Origin of the sequence: Enterovibrio norvegicus (genome assembly GCF_002876705.1) — a bacterium.
GTDB classification, from domain to species: Bacteria; Pseudomonadota; Gammaproteobacteria; order Enterobacterales; family Vibrionaceae; genus Enterovibrio; species Enterovibrio norvegicus_B.
Window position 1 is genome coordinate 20,842 of record NZ_MDAG01000027.1, and the last position, 19,856, is coordinate 40,697.

The 19,856-nt window shown below is 48.3% G+C and carries 16 protein-coding genes; 6 read left to right on the plus strand and 10 right to left on the minus strand.

Annotated features, from left to right (window positions below):
* Positions 1-3 precede the first annotated feature (3 nt).
* The 5 genes from BCT27_RS14990 to BCT27_RS15010 all read right to left on the minus strand — a co-directional run bounded on the left by BCT27_RS14990 (position 4) and on the right by BCT27_RS15010 (position 5,184).
* On the minus strand, positions 4-1,023 hold the full coding sequence (locus tag BCT27_RS14990) for a Fe(3+) ABC transporter substrate-binding protein (protein ID WP_102396136.1): 1,020 nt from the start codon (positions 1,021-1,023) through the stop codon (positions 4-6).
* Positions 1,024-1,378: 355 nt separating this feature from the next.
* Entirely contained in the window at positions 1,379-2,260 is an 882-nt protein-coding gene (locus BCT27_RS14995) for a LysR family transcriptional regulator (RefSeq protein WP_102396137.1), read from the minus strand.
* Positions 2,261-2,286: 26 nt separating this feature from the next.
* Positions 2,287-2,886, minus strand: coding sequence for a 3-isopropylmalate dehydratase small subunit (gene leuD, locus BCT27_RS15000; RefSeq protein WP_102396138.1), 600 nt, complete (start codon positions 2,884-2,886; stop codon positions 2,287-2,289).
* Between the two features lies 1 nt (position 2,887).
* Complete coding sequence (gene leuC / locus BCT27_RS15005; RefSeq protein ID WP_102396139.1) at positions 2,888-4,279, minus strand: 3-isopropylmalate dehydratase large subunit; 1,392 nt, start codon at positions 4,277-4,279, stop codon at positions 2,888-2,890.
* Positions 4,276-5,184, minus strand: a complete 909-nt coding sequence (locus BCT27_RS15010) for an alpha/beta fold hydrolase (protein WP_102396140.1) — start codon at positions 5,182-5,184, stop codon at positions 4,276-4,278. Before BCT27_RS15010 ends, leuC begins: the two co-directional genes overlap by 4 nt.
* 197 nt (positions 5,185-5,381) lie before the next feature.
* Between BCT27_RS15010 and BCT27_RS15015 the strand changes: the two genes are divergently transcribed.
* Genes BCT27_RS15015 through BCT27_RS15025 form a run of 3 tightly spaced genes read left to right on the plus strand, consistent with a single transcriptional unit; the run spans position 5,382 to position 8,472 of the window.
* Positions 5,382-6,386: a DctP family TRAP transporter solute-binding subunit gene (locus BCT27_RS15015; RefSeq protein WP_102396141.1), complete on the plus strand. Its 1,005-nt coding sequence runs from the start codon at positions 5,382-5,384 to the stop codon at positions 6,384-6,386.
* Positions 6,387-6,442: 56 nt separating this feature from the next.
* A complete protein-coding gene (locus tag BCT27_RS15020; protein WP_102396142.1) occupies positions 6,443-7,108 on the plus strand; it encodes a TRAP transporter small permease in 666 nt (221 codons plus the stop codon).
* Positions 7,108-8,472, plus strand: coding sequence for a TRAP transporter large permease (locus BCT27_RS15025; protein ID WP_102396143.1), 1,365 nt, complete (start codon positions 7,108-7,110; stop codon positions 8,470-8,472). Before BCT27_RS15020 ends, BCT27_RS15025 begins: the two co-directional genes overlap by 1 nt.
* A 129-nt stretch (positions 8,473-8,601) precedes the next feature.
* Here the strand turns inward: BCT27_RS15025 and BCT27_RS15030 are convergent, their stop codons facing one another.
* The 3 genes from BCT27_RS15030 to BCT27_RS15040 form a co-directional block, all read right to left on the minus strand.
* The gene (locus tag BCT27_RS15030) at positions 8,602-9,831 is read right to left on the minus strand and encodes an ammonium transporter (protein ID WP_102396144.1); all 1,230 of its coding nucleotides are present in this window, start codon (positions 9,829-9,831) and stop codon (positions 8,602-8,604) included.
* A 20-nt stretch (positions 9,832-9,851) separates the two neighbouring features.
* A complete protein-coding gene (gene glnK / locus BCT27_RS15035) occupies positions 9,852-10,190 on the minus strand; it encodes a P-II family nitrogen regulator (protein ID WP_028023060.1) in 339 nt (112 codons plus the stop codon).
* Between the two features lie 277 nt (positions 10,191-10,467).
* Positions 10,468-10,845, minus strand: coding sequence for a YacL family protein (locus BCT27_RS15040; protein ID WP_102396145.1), 378 nt, complete (start codon positions 10,843-10,845; stop codon positions 10,468-10,470).
* 97 nt (positions 10,846-10,942) lie between these two features.
* On the opposite strand from BCT27_RS15040, the gene BCT27_RS15045 reads away from it, so the two are divergent.
* The 3 genes from BCT27_RS15045 to BCT27_RS15055 all read left to right on the plus strand — a co-directional run bounded on the left by BCT27_RS15045 (position 10,943) and on the right by BCT27_RS15055 (position 14,629).
* Positions 10,943-12,094, plus strand: coding sequence for a sugar diacid recognition domain-containing protein (locus BCT27_RS15045; RefSeq protein WP_102396146.1), 1,152 nt, complete (start codon positions 10,943-10,945; stop codon positions 12,092-12,094).
* Between the two features lie 124 nt (positions 12,095-12,218).
* Positions 12,219-13,484 (plus strand): GntP family permease, encoded by a 1,266-nt coding sequence (locus BCT27_RS15050; protein WP_102318506.1) that lies wholly within the window; start codon positions 12,219-12,221, stop codon positions 13,482-13,484.
* A gap of 11 nt (positions 13,485-13,495) precedes the next feature.
* Positions 13,496-14,629, plus strand: coding sequence for a glycerate kinase (locus tag BCT27_RS15055; protein ID WP_102396147.1), 1,134 nt, complete (start codon positions 13,496-13,498; stop codon positions 14,627-14,629).
* A 125-nt stretch (positions 14,630-14,754) separates the two neighbouring features.
* On the opposite strand, the gene acnB is transcribed toward BCT27_RS15055, so the two are convergent.
* Together acnB and BCT27_RS15065 are read right to left on the minus strand one after the other, a co-directional pair.
* A complete protein-coding gene (gene acnB / locus BCT27_RS15060) occupies positions 14,755-17,352 on the minus strand; it encodes a bifunctional aconitate hydratase 2/2-methylisocitrate dehydratase (RefSeq protein WP_102396148.1) in 2,598 nt (865 codons plus the stop codon).
* 227 nt (positions 17,353-17,579) lie between these two features.
* Positions 17,580-19,856, minus strand: coding sequence for a patatin-like phospholipase family protein (locus BCT27_RS15065; protein ID WP_102396149.1), 2,277 nt, complete (start codon positions 19,854-19,856; stop codon positions 17,580-17,582).

Sequence of the window (19,856 nt, forward strand, 5' to 3'; positions counted from 1 at the left end):
CGATTACAGGTCGAACTTCACTTCATCAAGAAGTTTCATCGCCTTGGTGTGATTCTCTGCAATAGTTTCTAGCGGCAAATCGTCTGCGGTGTATTCACCCCAAGAAGCAACAAGCTCAGAGCGTGCAACGCCCGGCTTAACTGGCTCTTCGAAGTTCACTTCCGCGTACATTTGCTGTGCTACGTCTGACGTCAAAAACTCCATCAGTTTTTGCGCGTTGTCTTTGTTCGGCGCGTATTTCGCCATTGCCATGCCGCTGATGTTTACGTGAGTACCGTTCGCGTTTTTGCCCGGGTAGTTCAGGTATACGCTGTCAGCCCATGTTTTTTGCTCTTCATCTGCCAGCATCTTACCAAGGTAATAGCTGTTGCCCAGTGACACGTCACACAGGCCTTCAGAGATTGCTTTCACTTGGCCACGGTCATTGCCTTGCGGCTTACGTGCTAGGTTAGCTTTTACGCCTTCCAACCAAGCTTTTGCTTCTGCTTCACCGTGGTTTGCGATAACAGCAGAAACTAACGATACATTGTACGGATGCTTACCAGAGCGTGTACAGATTTTTCCTTTCCACTCAGGCTTTGCAAGATCCATGTAGTCAAAGTCGTCGCCCAATTTACCCACACGATCACGTGAAGAGTAAACAGAACGAGAGCGTGTGGTCAGTGCGACCCAACGGTCTTCACTGTCACGGTATTGTGAAGGAACGTTCTCATCAATGATTTTGCTATCAACAGATTGAACCAAATCTTTGTTTACAAGTTCCATCAGACGAGAGATATCAACCGTTAGCAGAACGTCTGCAGGGCTGTATTCACCTTCTTGCTCAACCTTTTCAGCCATGCCTTTTTTCGCAAACTTCACGTTTACTTTAATGCCGGTTTCCTTGGTGAACTCGTTTAGCATCGGTTCAATCAAAAATGGCTGACGGTAAGAATATACATTCACTTCTTCCGCAGCATTCGCAACACCAGTAGTACCTACAACTCCAAGCACCAACGCAGATGCTGACAACAATTTTTTCATTTTCTTCCCTTCCTAAACCGAAACTGTAATGAGAACGTTTATCAGTATCGTTAGTATACATGTTACGGATTTGTTCGCAATACTCGCTTTTTTCAGATAGATGAAAAAAGCCCCACATCTCTTCGATGTGGGGCTTTTTAACTGTCGAAATTTGTAACGGTTTGTGTCTTATAACTGAGTATTGTTATTTCACGCTCACAAACTCAGGGTAAGCATCGACACCACAGTCGTGGAAATCCATGCCTTTTCGCTCGACGGTGAATCACCGTTAAAACCAACCCAACCAAACGCAGAATAAATATACCCAAGGTTGCTAGCGGCAAATTTGAGCAAGGGATTCAGTGAACAGCTTAAATCAGATCACGACTTTTACCGCCTTCAAAAAATCTTCGATTGTTGGCGAGTTACTCGCTTTTCGATAGGCGACATACAGCTCGATTTTTTCGTCATCAGCATCAAATGGAACGAAGGAGACGCCTTTTGGTGCAATACTTTTAACCCATGCAGGGGTCAAAGCAATACCGAGGCCATTGATGACAAACTGAAGCATGGTCGATTTATCGATTATTTCGCAGGTGACTTTTGGCTGAACGCCAATTTTACGAAAATTGTGCCACAACATATTGTGAAGAATAGGTCGCGCATGTTTAGGGTAACCAACAAATGCTTCATCAACCAAATCGGTTGTCTTAAGTGACTTTGCTTTTGACAGAGGGTTGCTATTCGATAAAACAACCATCACCTCTTGGCGTTGAAGCAACTCACTGGTGATATATTCGTCATCGGGTGGTGTGCGTACAAAAGCAATATCGGTGCGATGATTAACCAGTTCTTGTGTATGTTTATCAGAGGATGAAATCTCTAATACCTGTACATGAACATCTGGGTTTGTTTTCCTAAACTCGAGCAATGCTCGTGGTAAAATCATCGAGATAGCTTCATCTACACCGCTCACTCTAATGTTTTTTAACGCAGCCCCAACGTTGTGCTTTGCTTTAGAAAGTGACGTTTCAACATCATTCAAAATACGTTTGGCATCGCCAAGAAAGACCGCACCTACTTGCGTCAGGCTGACTTGTCGCGTGGTACGGAAAAACAGCGGTGCGCCAATTTCGTATTCCAGTGCAGCAACACGTTCAGACAGCGCTGATTGGCTTAGCCCAAGACGTTCGCCAGCACGGCGAAAATGTAGCTCTTCAGCAACAGCCACAAAACACTCTAATTGCCTAATATCCAATAGCCCCACCTATCCCGTTTACTTATTTATTGTTGAACGCTGACATGCTGATTGTCATTCAGCTTTGCTTCATAGGCTTGAATGTCTGACACCAATTTCAGCGTATCCAACGTATCATCACGACCTTCGATCAACCCTCGCTGAGTTGCTGGATCCATGGTGAAATCAACATCCACGTTTTCACCGATAATCTTGAGGGAAGCAACATCAATTTCAATATCGTAACCTTCTGAATTAGAAGCCAGTTCAATCAATTTGTCACGTTCCTCAGCCGTTACCATTGGCAAAGCCAAGCCGTTTTTACGCGCATTGTCGTAGAAAATGCCGGCAAACTCGGTGCCGATAATGGCCTTGACCCCCAGTTGCATCATTCCCCATACCGCATGTTCACGACTAGACCCGCAACCAAAGTTATCGCCCACAATCAAGATCGACGCATTCTTCCATTCCGGTTTATTTAAGACAAATTCAGGGCGACGGGCACCGTTATCATCAAAACGCAAATCAGCAAATGCTCCGTCTGCGAGTCCTTCGCGAGTAATGGTGATCAAAAAACGCTTGGGCATGATGACGTCGGTATCTACATTTGCCATCGGTAGAGGCGCGGTTTGTCCTTTAATATTCATCTCACTCACCCATTTCTTCTAACGTTTTAACATCCACTAAACGCCCTGCAATGGCGGAGGCTGCCACCAAAGCTGGGTCCATCAAATGGGTGCGAGCACCCCGCCCTTGCCTGCCTTCAAAGTTTCGGTTGGTGGATGAAGCAATGCGCTCGCCATCTCTGGCGATATCATTGTTCATGGCCAGACACATGGAGCATCCACTTTCTGGTCGCCAGTCAAACCCTGCATCAATGAAGATTTTATCCAAGCCTTCTGTTTCTGCATTAAAACGTGTTAATGCAGAGCCGGGAATCACAATGGCCTCTACACCCTTCGCAACCTTACGTCCTTTAACAACCGCAGCCGCACTGCGAAGGTCTTCAATTCGGCTATTGGTACATGATCCAATAAAGGCGGTATTGATCTCGATATCACTGACCTTCTGACCCGGAGTTAACCCCATATATTCAAGCGCGCGCTTAAGGCCAGCTTTCGCCTTGGGTGTAGGCATATCATCTTCTGTGGGCACAGTTCCACTGACAGAAACAGATTGGTCTGGGCTTGTTCCCCACGTCACCAACGGAGAAATGTCAGAGGCATCAATGGTGACATATTTGTCAAATTCAGCACCGCAATCAGAAGACCATTCTTCAGAATCATATTTAAGGTTAGCGCCTTGCGGTTTTCCATTGGCTGCCTCATAAGACTTCTCGTCTGCTGCAATCAATGCTGCACGTGCACCTAGCTCTACGGCCATGTTACACACTGTCATCCGACCGGCCATTTCCAAATCACGGATTGCAGCACCTGAGAATTCAACGGCATAGCCATTTGCACCACCAGCACCAATGACTTTCACTACATGCATGATGATGTCTTTGCCAGTAACGCCAGGTTGAGTTTCACCATCGATATCTACCCGCATGGTTTTCAATCGCTTGTATCTAAGCGTTTGCGTGGCAAGCACATGTTCCACTTCCGACGTACCAATGCCGAAACCTAGCGCACCGTACGCACCATATGTCGTGGTATGACTGTCACCACAGGCGATAAGCATTCCTGGCGCAACCAACCCTTGCTCAGGAACAACGATATGCTCAATGCCCTGACGAGGATCACCCAGTCCATAAAACGCGATGTCATGGTCTTTACAGTTCTTTTCTAGATTTTCGATCAGCAGTTTTGACGCTTCATCATGATGTTCCCGGCTCTTCGTCGCATTGACATGATCAACAACAGCGAGGTGCGCTTCGGGTTTACGCACACCAATATGTTTGGTAGCGAGTCCCGAAAAGGCTTGTGGGCTGGTGTATTCGTTCATAATGTGAAAATCGACATAGACCAGTAAGTCGCCATCGGGCAGTTCACATACGGTATGTGCGTCGACCAGTTTGTCATACAGGGTTTTATTCATTGTGCGATGTCCTTTCGCTCATTTGAAAATTGATTGAAGAAAGAAATGAAACTATCGGCAATCTCGTGGGGCATCTCTTCTGCCATATAATGCGTAGCATCAACGGCGCGACCACTGATGTGAGACGCTCGTTTATCCCAAAGATCCATTGCATCAAAACAACGCTCAATGACGCCATGTTTTGCCCAGAGCACTTCAGTGGGAACACTGAGCTTCCGTCCGTCATCTTCATTGTCATGATCGATATCGATCGTCGCACCAGCGCGATAATCCTCGCAGCTCGCATGAATTGCTGCAGGGTCATTAAATGCTGCGAGGTATTCAGCCAGTGCTTCAGGTGCAAATGGATTATCCCCACCCGCCTGATTGAAACATTTCAGTTTCCAGAAAGTTTCAGGATCATTTCCGATCAATGTTTCAGGGAAGGGATCACTCTGTGTGAGGAAATACCAATGCCAATATGCCTTAGCAAATTGACTGTCCGCATGGGCATACATTTCCCGTGTTGGCGCAATATCCAGAAGAACCATTGCCCTGACTTTATCTGGGTGATCCAGCGCTAAACGGTGCGCAACCCGAGCCCCACGGTCATGGGCACCAACATAAAATTCATCATGCCCCAACTCAGCCATGAGCTGCACAATGTCATTGGCCATCGCACGCTTGGAATACGTCAGGTGTTGATCATCTGTCTCTGGTTTGTCCGAGCGCCCGTAGCCGCGAAGGTCTGGGCAAATAACCTGATAAAAGTCAGAGAGAAGAGGAGCAACCAAGTGCCACATTGCAGAGGTTTGCGGATAACCATGCAGCAAAACCAATGGGGGGGCAGATTTGAGTCCTCCCCGACGCACAAATAGTCGGACGTGTGCTGTATTTACATATTCTTCCGTGAAGCCATCAAACATAATTTTGCCTTTGTTGCCATCTTTGACACTAACAACAATAACAAAACTATAGGCGGTTATTATTCGTAATAACTGAACAGTTTAAACGACTTAACGTTCTCTCTCCCTGTTGCTACTTTTGAGATGTCTCCAAACAGAATCCGGCCTCTGACCTAGAGGCCAACGTTGATTGTTGAGAAATGACCAGGGAGGTCAAAATGAAAAGAACATTTATCTTCGCACTCGTCGCAGGTACGCTTTCTTTAGGTGCAACAGACGCATTTGCAGAATGTGACAGTGGCGAAACTGTCATTAAATTCTCACACGTAACCAACACAGACCGTCACCCAAAAGGCATTACAGCGTCCTTGTTAGAAAAGCGTGTCAATGAGGAAATGAATGGCATAGCCTGCATGAAGGTCTTTCCGAATTCTACCTTGGTCAATGACGACAAAGTATTGGAAGCGCTCTTGCAAGGTGACGTCCAGCTTGCTGCCCCTTCTCTTTCAAAGTTTGAAAAATTCACAAAAAAATTCCGCATCTTTGATCTGCCATTCATGTTTAAGAACATTGAGGCAGTGGATGAGTTTCAATCCTCTGAAACGGGTCAGAAGCTCAAAGACAGCATGCAACGCCGTGGTCTTCAGGGGTTAACATTCTGGCACAACGGCATGAAACAGATGTCAGCGAATAAACCGCTTATCACCCCCACAGATGCTGACGGCCTAAAATTCCGTGTTATGTCATCTGACGTGCTAGTCGCGCAAATGAAAGCTATCGGGGGATCTCCTCAGAAAATGGCGTTCTCTGAAGTGTATGGCGCCCTTCAACAAGGCGTGGTTGATGGTCAGGAGAACTCTTGGTCAAACATCTACGGTAAGAAATTTTTTGAAGTGCAAGATGGCATCACTGAAACCAACCATGGCGTTCTCGACTACCTCGTTGTGGCATCCGTTGACTGGTTAGATAGCCTTGATGAAGGAACGCGCGTTCAGTTCTTGCAAATCCTGCAGGAAGTCACCGACCAAAGGAATTCTGAGAGCTATAAAGTCAACCAAGCTGCTCGCCAGCACGTGTTGAATACCGGAGAAGAAATCCGTCAGCTGACTGAGGCGCAACGCCAAGAATGGGTCGATACCATGAAGCCAGTTTGGACACAATTTGCAAAAGACGTTGGTCAGGACAGTATTGATACCGCCCAACAAATCAACGCCAAATATTAGTCTTCGATTTAAGGGGGAGTCCTAGGACTCCCCCTGTCTTTTTCAGGAGTACTGTTATGAAAACAGAATCCAGTTTTACAGACGTTGTCGAAGAAAAAGTTATCGCTGGCATTTTAGGTCTAATGACAGTATTGACGTTCTCCAATGTTATTGCACGATATGTATTTAATTCGAATATCTTGTGGGCCCTAGAGCTCACTGTCTTTCTCTTCGCCTGGTTAGTTCTGCTTGGCGCATCTTACGCCGTCAAAAAAGGGGCACACCTTGGCGTCGATGTTCTCATCAATTTATTCCCCGAAAAAGTAAGAAGAGCACTGGGTCTGTTTGCTGCATTTACCTGTATTGGTTTTGCCTTTTTGCTCTTGAAGGGCAGTTGGGATTATTGGGCTAACTTTGCCAACTTACCCGCTACTGAGGGGCGCTGGTTCCCCACAGGGTTTGAAGATAAATTCAGAGAAAAAGGGTGGTATGAAGTGAATGACATTCCCATGCCGGAAACCTTTGCATGGTTGGCCGACATTTTCAATGAAGGCGAACCCTATGAAAAAATCCCACGCTTTATTCCTTACTTGATATTACCTCTTTCCATGTTTCTCCTCTTGGTGCGCTTTTGCCAGGCATTTTGGATGATCTGGACGGGTAAAACGGACCGCATTATTGCGAGCCATGAAGTGGAAGATGAACTTGAAGAAATTCGCGAACAAGTGGGGAAAGCAGACTAATGGACGTCGCATTACTATTTATTTTGATAATTGGGCTTCTGCTTGTCGGTGTACCGATCGCCGTCTCACTGGGAATGTCCTCAATTCTGTTCCTGCTCTGGTTTTCAGATAGCTCGCTAGCCTCTGTTGGGCAAACACTGTTTTCGGCCTTTGAAGGTCATTACACCCTTCTAGCAATCCCATTCTTTATTCTCGCCTCGTCCTTTATGACGACAGGGGGCGTTGCCCAACGCATTATCCGCTTCTCTATCGCCTGTGTGGGTCATTTGCCAGGTGGTCTAGCCATTGCGGGTGTTTTTGCCTGTATGTTGTTTGCTGCACTTTCAGGTTCATCGCCTTCTACCGTTGTTGCCATTGGCTCCATTGTGATTGTTGCGATGCGTCAGGTGGGTTATTCAAAAGACTTTGCTGCTGGCGTTATCTGCAACGCGGGGACATTGGGTATTTTGATCCCGCCTTCCATCGTCATGGTTGTTTATGCCGCGTCAGTGGAGGTGTCGGTTGGGCGTATGTTCTTGGCAGGTGTTATTCCTGGATTGCTAGCGGGTTTCATGTTGATGCTCACCATTTACGTGATTGCCAAAGTGAAAGACCTGCCCAAAGGAGAATGGAAGGGTTGGAAAGAAGTTTTTGATTCAGCACGAGAAGCGGGTTGGGGCTTATTCCTGATCGTTATCATTCTCGGCGGTATCTATGGCGGTATTTTCACCCCAACAGAAGCCGCTGCCGTTGCTGCCGTTTATGCCTATTTCATCGCGACATTCATTTATAAAGATATGGGGCCATTGGCTGAAAGCGGTGACAGTGTCTGGAAGAAACCACAGACCTTAATCACGGCCCTTTTCCACAAAGACACACAGAAAACACTGTTTGAAGGCGGCAAGCTGGCAGTGACATTGCTATTTGTCATTGCAAACGCACTGATCCTGAAACATGTGCTGACAGATGAGCAAATCCCACAACAGATAGCGGAGTCAATGTTATCTGCAGGGTTTGGTCCGGTTGTCTTTCTCATTGTTGTCAACGTGATCCTCTTGATCGGTGGTCAGTTTATGGAACCGTCAGGCTTGCTGGTTATCGTTGCCCCCTTGGTGTTCCCTATCGCCATTCAACTGGGGATTGACCCCATTCACCTTGGCATCATCATGGTCGTGAACATGGAAATCGGAATGATTACGCCCCCGGTTGGGCTCAATATATTTGTGACCTCAGGGGTGGCGGGCATGCCGATGATGCGGGTCGTAAAGGCATCACTTCCATTCTTGGCTGTCTTGTTCGTCTTCCTCATCATGGTCACCTATATCCCATGGCTTTCAACCTTCTTGCCCAACACATTTATGGGACCAGAAATTGTCACACAGTGATCACGTTGATCGGATCGATTAATGCGTACACCAACAAATGGTGTGCAACGTTAACCACATAAAACCTAAACAAAAAAAAGCCCCACATCGCGAGGATGTGGGGCTTTCTTACTTTGTTATTTGTCTGATTTATTTCACGCTAACAAACTCTGGGTAAGCATCTACACCACAATCGTGGAAATCCATACCTTCTAGCTCTTCTTCTTCGGTTACGCGAATGCCAATTGTGGCCTTCAGGACACCCCAAACAACGAAGCTCGCACCGAATACCCACGCAAAGATAACGGCTGCACCGAAGATTTGCGCACCAAAGGTCGCATCTGCGTTGCTGAAAGGTACCGCTAGCAAACCGAACAGGCCACAGGTGCCGTGTACTGAAATCGCACCCACGGGATCATCAATCTTCACTTTGTCGAGACCAACGATACTGATAACAACCAATGCACCCGCCAAGCCACCAATTACAAGCGCAGCAACAGGAGAAGGGGATAATGGATCAGCAGTGATAGCAACCAAACCCGCCAATGCGCCGTTCAATACCATAGTGAGGTCTGCTTTACCCCATGCTGCTTTACAGACACCCAGTGCAACCAATGCACCTGCGGCCGCTGCCGCATTGGTGTTCAAGAAAATCTCGCCCACTGCCGTTGCGTTTTCAAAGTCTGACACCATCAACTGTGAGCCACCGTTGAAACCAAACCAACCGAACCAAAGGATAAAGGTACCCAAGGTTGCTAGCGGCATGTTTGAGCCTGGAATTGGGTAGATTTGACCGTTTTTGCCGTATTTTCCTTTACGTGCGCCCAGCAGTAATACGCCAGCAAGTGCAGCAGCTGCACCCGCCATGTGAACGATACCTGAGCCCGCAAAGTCACTAAAGCCCGCTTCTGACAAGAAGCCACCGCCCCACGTCCAGTAACCTTCAACTGGGTAGATAACGGCTGTCAGTACCACAGAAAACGCTAGGAACGCCCAAAGCTTCATACGCTCAGCAACCGCACCAGACACGACAGACATCGCAGTCGCAACGAAGACAACTTGGAAGAAGAAGTCAGAAGCCAGAGAGTGATCCGCGCCTTCGCTTTGTGTGCCAATCAACATACCCAATGATGGCAACCAGCCAGCCTCGGCGTTATCGACGTACATGATGTTATAACCCACCAGCAAGTAAGTGGTACAAGCAATGGCGTACAAACAGATGTTTTTAGTGAGAATTTCAGTGGTGTTTTTTGAACGAACCAGGCCCGCTTCTAACATGGCAAAGCCCGCGGCCATCCACATTACCAGTGCACCTGAAATCAAGAAGAAAAACGTATCGAGTGCGTATCGCAGCTCTGTCACAGTGGTTGCTAGTTCCATGTTGAATTCTCCCTTAGCCCTTAAATTGCTTCCGCATCCATTTCGCCAGTACGAATACGTACCGCTTGCTGGAGGTCGTACACAAAAATCTTTCCGTCACCAATCTTGCCGGTCTGTGCCGCCTTGCTGATTGCTTCGATAATTTCATCCACATTTTCGCTATGCGCTGCGATTTCCAATTTCACCTTTGGCAGAAAATCGACTTGATATTCTGCACCTCGATACAATTCTGTGTGGCCTTTCTGACGCCCGAAGCCTTTGACCTCTGACACGGTCATACCGTCAACGCCAACGTCTGCGAGTGCTTCACGCACGTCATCGAGCTTAAATGGCTTAATAATCGCATTGATCAATTTCATTCCCGTCTCCTTGAACCAAAAATAAGATGTTCTGCACAAGGAGTAACAAATCACGTGCCAAGTTTTATTTTTATTTATTATCAATTACTTAAAATAAGTATACGGGGTGGGTGAATTTTTGAGCACCAAGTTGGTGCATAGGATTCACTGTTTTTAGGCAGAGTATTGAGAGGTATAAAATTCTGCACCATTGAGTGGCACACAGAAAATATGACAGGGAATATTATATGTTGAGTATGCGGGATTCCATTTCCGCAACCGTCAAATAAATTTGGGATTATCGACCATAACGACGAATGAAGTCCTGCCATGCTTCGAGCAGCACAGCGAGATCCTCGGGCCCGCAAAGCGAGACGCTTTCTTCTTCATAAGCATGAAAATCGCTTTCTGGCATCTCTTCTTCGTAACCTTCTATCAACACATTGGCTTGCACCAACGCCTCTTCTTGGGTGAGCTGAAGATGGAACACTTTGCCCGCTCGATTCCATTCTCCGCCCTGCTCCATCACTGTTTGCAAATGGGTTAGAACATTATCAATTTCAGCATGATCCGTGCCCAACTCATCAATCAACCAACGACCTAGCGCTTCGTGCCCCATTGGCAATTCCGCATGAAAACTGTCGTCTAAAGTATTGCGTCGAAATTCATAGTCCACGTGGTATCCTCGATATCACTGCATTGCCAGTTGTTAACCGTTATGGCTAAGCTGACAAGTTATAAAAGTGTGCCCATTTTCAGGATCTAAAGACCCAATGCAACTCAATACCATGATCGCACGCCAGATCGTCGAGAGAACGATGAAAATCATCGGTCATTCCGTCAATGTCATGGATGAACGCGGCCTAATTATAGGCTCGGGTGATCCAAGTCGTTTGCATCAAAGGCACGAAGGCGCATTATTGACACTGACAGAGAACCGGATAGTTGAAATTGATGAAGCAACATCTAATTCTCTGAAAGGCGTAAAGCCCGGCATTAACTTACCCGTGGTGTTTAATAACAAAGCCATTGGCGTGGTCGGCATTTCCGGCCTGCCATCTCAGGTGCGACGATATGGCGAACTGGTAAAAATGACCGCGGAACTGATTGTTGAGCAAGCGGCGCTCATTTCACAGCTACAATGGGACAAACGCCATCGCGAAGAGCTCGTACTCCAGTTAATCTCTGAGTCTGAACTCAACGAACAGCAACTCATGTCCATTGCACAGCGCTTGGATTTGGATTTAGAGCAACCAAGAGTCGCGGCGGTCATTAAACTGATGCCACTCAAAGCTGATGCCCTTTCTCTTGAGCATTTACAATCCATGGTCCACCTACTTGAGTACCCTGAAAGAGACAACCTTGTGGGTATCACGTCCGTGTCTCGTCATGAAATCGTGGTGCTTAAGCCCATCACTATCGAACACGGTGAATGGTCTCGCCAGCTTGAACAAAAAAAGCTACGCGCCTTGCTAAAACGCGTCTCAGAACAAAAAGCCTTCACCATCAAAATTGCCTACGGCGGCTATTTTCCTTCACTACATGGTTTGGCCAATTCCTATCAAACAGCCAGTGCTACATTGGCTGCAGGCCAGCATCAAAAAGACGTGATGTTCTTTGAAGATCACACCCTGCCGGTGCTGTTAAGCGCCATGCCTGATGATGATTGGCGTACCAAACAACTCCATGAACCTATGATGGTGTTGGCAAGGAAAGACAACAGAGGCACACTGCGTAAAACCCTCATCGCCTTTTTTGATCAGAACTGTGATTTAGTTCAAACGTGCGAAAGCCTCCACATTCATAGAAATACACTACGGTACCGACTGCAACGTATCAGTGAGATCACATCATTAAATATCAATAAGTTAGAAGATAAAACCCAACTGTATTTGTCCTTTCTTAAATGGCAGCAAGAAATCTAAAATTGTGCAAACGCACAATTTAGTTTCAATCATCACCTATAATCTTTGGTCAACCGCCTAAAGCCTCCTCAACGTTTGCAGCGTAAAGTGCCGGCAGTATTCGTTTCCTCCGAGAAATAAAGAAATGACTGAAGTATCCACGCTAGGCGCGCTTGCGGCGCTGATCGTCTCCATTACACTGATTTTAAGAAAAGTACCGCCAGCCTACGGCATGATCATTGGTGCCCTCGTGGGCGGTATCGTCGGTGGTGTGTCTTTGACAGATACCGTGACCCTAATGATTGGCGGCGCACAGGGTATTGTCACGGCGGTACTTCGTATTCTTGCGGCGGGTATTCTTGCAGGCGTGCTGATTGAGTCAGGCGCAGCAACGACCATTGCTGAAACCATCGTGAAGAAAGTGGGCGAAACACGTGCCCTTCTCGCGCTGGCGGTCGCCACCATGATCCTCACCGCGGTGGGTGTGTTCGTGGATGTTGCTGTTATTACCGTCGCACCCATTGCACTGGCCATTGCGCGTCGCGCTGACCTGTCGAAAATGGCGATTTTGCTTGCCATGGTAGGCGGCGGTAAAGCGGGCAACGTGATGTCACCAAACCCGAATGCCATTGCAGCCGCCGATGCTTTCAATGTGCCGTTAACGTCAGTGATGGCAGCGGGTGTTATCCCCGGCTTGTGCGGCATGATGGCGGCATACTTCATCGCTTTGAAACTGAAAAATCGTGGTAGCAAAGTCGCAGCCCACGAAGTGGTTGATGTCGATATGAGTCGGCTGCCTTCTTTTGCCGCCGCGATGGTCGCACCATTGGTGGCGATTTCATTACTGGCACTTCGCCCGATCGCGGGTATCAATATCGATCCGCTGATCGCTCTTCCTTTAGGTGGCCTGCTGGGCGCACTAGCGATGCGCCGTGGTAAAGACACGAACCATTTCGCAGTTTCTGGCCTAAACCGTATGGCACCAGTTGCCGTTATGCTCCTCGGTACTGGCACACTCGCCGGCATCATTGCTAACTCAGGCCTCAAAAACGGCTTGATTGACCTGCTGACCACGTCAGGCTTGCCATCTTATCTTCTGGCACCGTTCTCCGGTGCGCTGATGTCGCTTGCGACCGCTTCCACCACCGCAGGTACGGCTGTTGCGAGTAGCGTGTTTGCTAACACCATCCTTGAACTTGGCGTTCCTGCCCTTGCTGGCGCTGCGATGATCCACGCTGGTGCAACGGTATTTGACCACATGCCGCACGGCAGCTTCTTCCATGCTACCGGCGGCGCGGTGCACATGGACATGAAAGAACGTTTGAAGCTTATTCCTTACGAATCCGCGGTTGGTTTCGTTATCGCGCTCATCTCTACACTGATCTTTGGTGTGTTTGGCCTGTTTGTATAAGGACGTTACTGATGAAAATTGTTATTGCTCCAGATTCTTACAAAGAAAGTTTGTCTGCCATGGACGTTGCAACCGCAATCGAAACGGGCTTTAAACACATCATGCCTGATGCACACATAGTGAAACTTCCAATGGCAGATGGCGGTGAAGGCACCGTTCAATCCATGATTGATGCGACTGGTGGTCGACTCGTTGATGTGACAGTGACCGGCCCTTTAGGTGCTCCCGTTGAGGGATTCTTCGGCCTACTTGGTGATGGCGAAACCGCAGTCATTGAAATGGCCGCAGCATCAGGCCTTCACCTCGTTCCTACTGCATCGCGTAACCCGTTGCTGACCACCAGCTTTGGTACTGGTGAACTCATCAAAGCCGCACTGGATTTGGGTGTGAAACACCTGATTGTCGGCATTGGTGGCAGTGCAACCAACGACGGCGGCGCAGGTATGGCGCAAGCATTGGGCGCTAAACTGCTGGATGAATCAGGTAACCCCATTGCATTCGGCGGTGGCGCACTGAGTACTTTGCATACCATTGATACTTCAGGTATCGACCCACGCCTCGCTCACGTTAAGCTCGAAGTAGCGTGTGACGTGGATAATCCGCTGTGTGGTGAGAAAGGGGCATCTGCCGTGTTTGGCCCTCAAAAAGGCGCAACGCCAGAGATGGTGAGCACCTTAGATAGTAACCTCGCACACTACGCTCAGATCATGAAATCTCAGCTCAACAGTGATGTGAAAGACCGTGCTGGTGCTGGTGCTGCAGGTGGCATGGGCGCAGCGCTATTGGGTCTGTTTGATGCAGATTTACGTCCGGGCATCAACATCGTCATGGATGCAGTTAATTTATCTGAACACCTGAAAGATGCCGACTTGGTGATCACCGGCGAAGGTCGCATCGACAGCCAAACCATTCACGGCAAAACCCCTATTGGTGTTGCACGTTGCGCGAAAACATTTGGCCTGCCAGTGATTGGTATTGCAGGCAGCATCACCCAAGACAGCGTCGTAGTGTATGACCACGGCATTGATGTGCTGTTTAGCGTGGTATCCGGCGCATGTACGTTGGAAGATGCGCTCACGAATGCGAAAGAAAACGTTGAACTGACCGCCCAGAACGTAGCGAGGACGCTGTCGCTAGGGTGCTAGGAAACACAGCCCCTAGGACCCAGGACTCATTGTCCTTAGATACAAAAAAGCCTCCAACTCTGGAGGCTTTTTGTCTTTTCAAGCTGTCATCTCGAAACTCAATGCTCGAGACTCGCTTCTAAGGCTTAAACCGCAGCTTGGATGATCACATCGTCCGCTTTCTTGGTGTACTGATCCATCCGGTGGAAGTTCAGGTAGCGATACGTATCGGCTGCTGTTGCATCGATTTGTTTCGCAAACTCTAAGTACTCTTCAAACGTTGGGATACGACCAATGATCGCGCCGACTGATGCCAGTTCCGCAGAAGACAGGTAAACGTTCGCACCTGTACCCAGTCGGTTCGGGAAGTTACGGGTAGAGGTAGACAGTACGGTCGCTTTATCAGCAACACGCGCTTGGTTACCCATACACAGTGAACACCCTGGTGTTTCGATACGAACACCTGCGCGGCCGAAGATACTGTAGTAACCTTCTTCCGTTAGCTGGTCACGGTCCATTTTCGTTGGAGGTGCAACCCACAGACGTGTTTCTAGCGTACCACCAAATTTCTCAAGCAGTTTACCCGCAGCACGGAAGTGACCAATGTTGGTCATACAGCTACCGATGAAGACTTCATCAACCTTGTCGCCCGCAACATCAGAAAGCAGACGTGCATCATCAGGGTCATTTGGTGCACACAGAATTGGCTCTTTAATGTCAGCCAAATCGATTTCGATCACTTCTGCGTATTCTGCATCTTTGTCCGCTTCCATCAGTTCTGGATTCGCTAACCACGACTCCATCGCTGAAACACGACGCTCGATGGTACGGCGGTCGCCGTAGCCTTCGCTGATCATCCACTTCAACATCACGATGTTAGAGCTTAGGTATTCAGACACAGACTCTTGAGACAGCTTAACCGTACAACCTGCCGCTGAACGCTCTGCCGATGCATCAGACAGTTCGAACGCTTGCTCAACCGTTAAGTGCTCAACACCTTCGATTTCAAGTACACGTCCAGAGAATGCGTTGATCTTACCCGCTTTCTCAACGGTCAGAAGACCTTGCTTGATACCGTAGTAAGGGATCGCATGCACCAAGTCACGTAGCGTGATACCCGGCTGCATTTCGCCTTTAAAACGCACCAAAATAGATTCTGGCATATCCAACGGCATAACGCCTGTCGCTGCTGCAAACGCAACCAGACCAGAACCTGCAGGGAACGAAATGCCCAGCGGGAAACGGGTGTGCGAGTCACCGCCAGTACCGACGGTATCAGGCAGTAGCATACGGTTTAGCCATGAGTGGATAACACCATCACCCGGACGAAGAGCAACACCGCCGCGGTTCTGAATGAAATCAGGTAGCGTGTGGTGAGTCACCACATCGACAGGTTTCGGGTATGCAGACGTGTGACAGAAAGACTGCATCGTCAAATCGGCAGAGAAGCCAAGACATGCAAGGTCTTTCAGCTCATCACGAGTCATAGGGCCCGTGGTGTCCTGAGAACCAACGGTGGTCATCTTAGGCTCACAATAGGTGCCCGGACGGATACCTTCAACGCCACATGCTTTACCGACCATTTTCTGAGCTAGCGTATAGCCTTTATCTGAATCAGCAACAGGTTGAGGGCGACGGAAGACATCTGATGCTTCAAGACCTAGCGCTTCACGCGCACGATCCGTCAAACCACGACCGATGATCAAAGGAATACGACCACCCGCACGCACTTCATCATAAAGCACGTCAGTTTTCAGAGAGAAGGTAGAAAGCACTTCGTCTGATGCGTTGCTGCGAACTTCACCTTTGAACGGATACACATCAATCACATCGCCCATGCCCAGCTTAGCGACGTCCAATTCGATTGGCAGCGCACCTGCATCTTCCATTGTGTTGAAGAAGATTGGCGCAATTTTACCACCTAGGCAGTAACCACCGGCACGTTTGTTCGGTACGTTAGGGATGTCATCACCCATAAACCAAAGCACGGAGTTAGTTGCAGACTTACGAGAAGACCCCGTACCCACAACATCACCCACATAAACAAGCTGGTGACCTTTTTCTTTCAGCGCTTCAATTTGCTTGATAGAGCCAATCACACCGGGCTGGTCTGGTTCGATACCATCGCGAGCATTCTTCAACATCGCCAGTGCGTGCAGAGGAATATCAGGGCGAGACCATGCATCAGGTGCTGGTGACAAGTCATCGGTATTGGTTTCACCAGTGACTTTAAATACAGTTAGCGTGACTTTTTCTGGCACGTTTGGCTTAGACAGGAACCATTCAGCATCTGCCCAAGACTGCATGATTTGCTTCGCGTGGACATTGCCCGCTTTCGCTTTTTCTTCCACATCATAGAAAGAATCAAACATCAACAGCGTATGAGACAACGCTTTTGCAGCAATTGGCGCTAGCGCTTCGTCTTCCAACAAACCAATCAGCGATTCGATGTTGTAGCCACCTTGCATGGTGCCTAGCAATTCGACAGCTTTCTCTTTGCTAACCAGTGGAGAGTTCGCTTCGCCTTTGGCAACCGCGGCCAAAAAACAAGCTTTAACATATGCAGCTTCATCAACACCTGGAGGGATGCGATTCTCTAGCAAATCAATCAGGATTTCTTCTTCACCAGCAGGCGGGTTCTTGAGCAGTTCAACAAGACTTGCGGCTTGTTCCGCGTCAAGCGGTTTAGGGACAATCCCCTGAGCAGCACGTTCTTCGACGTGTTTACGGTAGGCTTCAAGCACGACGTGTTTCCTCATATTGCGGTCCAACCATCACGGCCAGACATCCTTGGAATAAAGCTCAGCGTGCGGACACAAGATGACGTGTAGGGATGCGTTATCTTCCAGAGTGCCCTGCATGACGAGGCGGTTATGTTATCACTTTTTAACCAAATTTTAAATTACGGCCATGGGATGAAACATCAACTTCATAAACAAGATGCGGCCTGTGACCGCGTCTGGTTAACATTTTAAAAGGGCGATCCGACAATTAGATACACTGCGTCATGGTCACTTTCCGTGCGGCCATACGCGGCGATAATAGGCCCCAATGGGGAGTCGATCCCAGCAAATATACTTCCCGCAGCATAAAGCGGCACATTTTTGAGTGAAAAATCTGGGTCATTCCACACTCCGCCGTATTCCAATGATGCGCCGATATAAACAGGTGATTGGAACAGGCCAAAATCGTTATCAAGCAATCGGTAGCGATACACCATCGCACCAAAGGCTAAGTTATTGCCAGACAGTGAATTCTTAGGTACACCAGAAAGGTTCAAGAAGCCACCAAGCTCCTTGGGGGCGATAACGAACCCATCAATTTCATGGTGCAATTCGCCATAGCGTAATTTGCCATAAACCGTGTGTTTGCCCCAACTCGACGCATGCAATGCTTCAAGATCAAACTGTGTTGAATGGGTTTTCTGCTCATTGGATGCCCCCGACGTTTCATTCAGGGCGGTGTCTCTATTAAAACCAAAAGAGGTTTCAAAGAAGCTACCAGAACTCGGGAAAACATGGCTGTCCAACGTATCTAAAGTCACCGAAGCATATGGAATAGATCGTGTATAAGCCGTTTGATTGAAATTGCCGAGTAAGTCCTCATGCCCATCAACATATTTATACCCGACTTTAAACTCACTCCACAATTGAGGCTGCCAACCGAACGAGACTTCCCCCTGCCATTCACTTCGTCTGACATTGGCACGGATACCTGAATTTTCAATGGTAGGCTCACCGCCGAAGCTCACACGATCTCTCACTTCATACGCGCCGCGTAACGTGGTAAAGAATTGTTGGTCTGCGGTATACGGCAGGTACAACTCCGATTGCACTAATCGGTCATTACCACCTTCAATGGTTGTACGCAGTTCTGCACCGTAATCAGATATACCCGTGGTATTAATGCTCAACCCCACCGACATGTCAGTTTGAGAGTCAAAGTTATCTTCAATGGCAAAGCGGAAATCGATGAAGTTTGGCCCCCAGCTTTTCTCTTTCACATCCACGACCAGCACGGTTTCTTTGCCAATGCTTTCTAGGTGGTAGCGCACGGTTTCAAAGCGATCTAACGCATAGAGATTTTGCACTGATTGCTCAAGCAGTTTGGAATCCATCTGCCCAGGTTCAAGCGCGAGGCGTTTCTCTAGCACTTCATCCGCAAAACTGGTGTCGTTATTGAGGATGATACGGTCTACTGCCATCTGATCACCGTAGCGCAGTGTGCGGCGGCGAAGCTGTTTTTGCTCGATGTATTCTTGGTATTCGCCAGAAGTCATCACCAAGCCTGCAAGCTTGTCTCTTGACTGGAGCGTAATGGAGTAACCTTCATCAAATGCTTCAGGCATTCGGTCAAACTCAGTGGTCTCCATGTCACCAACATCAGGGGTCAGCAACACATCATCATCCGACATATTGGCGATCTGTTGGCGGGTACTGTTACGCACCATGAAGTTCACCAACTGGTTCATTACCGATAAATACGATCCCAGCTCTTCTGCTGGGCTGTAATCGGTACTGATATCGACGGCAATGACGATGTCAGCGCCCAATGCTTTGGCAACATCGACGGGCATGTTGTTCACGGCACCGCCATCAACCAAGAATGCCCCGTTAAGCTCAACAGGCGGCAGCGCGCCAGGCACAGACATACTGGCAAGCATGGCTTCGGTTAACTGGCCATCACCAATCACCACGGGCACCAATTGCTCAATATCTGTCGCCACCGCGCGAAAAGGGATCACAAGGTTATCAAAGGTAGGAAACGCGGGCATGTTCCCCGTGGAATCACGAAGAATGCGGATCATGTTTTGGCCTTGCACGATCCCTTGTGGCGTTTTGAGGCTTTTAAAATCAAACCCAAGGTTGGTGGAAATGTTGTATTTGTCTTCGTGCGCTTTCTCTCTTACACGACGATCACCACGATAAACGCGATCTTGATAGCCCGCGTTCCAATCAATGGATTCCATCATGGCTTCAATTTCGCCCGCACTCATGCCTGCGGCATACAGGCCACCTACATACGCGCCCATACTGGTTCCCGCGATGTAATCGACAGGAATTTTTAAATCTTCCAGTGCTTTAAGTACACCAACATGGGCAGCGCCTTTTGCACCGCCGCCGCCAAGCACCAATCCAACGGTGGGTCGAGAAGACTTTTCTTGTGCGATCACTAAAGAACTGGACAGTACTGCCGACACAACCAGTACTGCAGTTACCAACCTGCCTGTAATAAGCCTTATTAACAT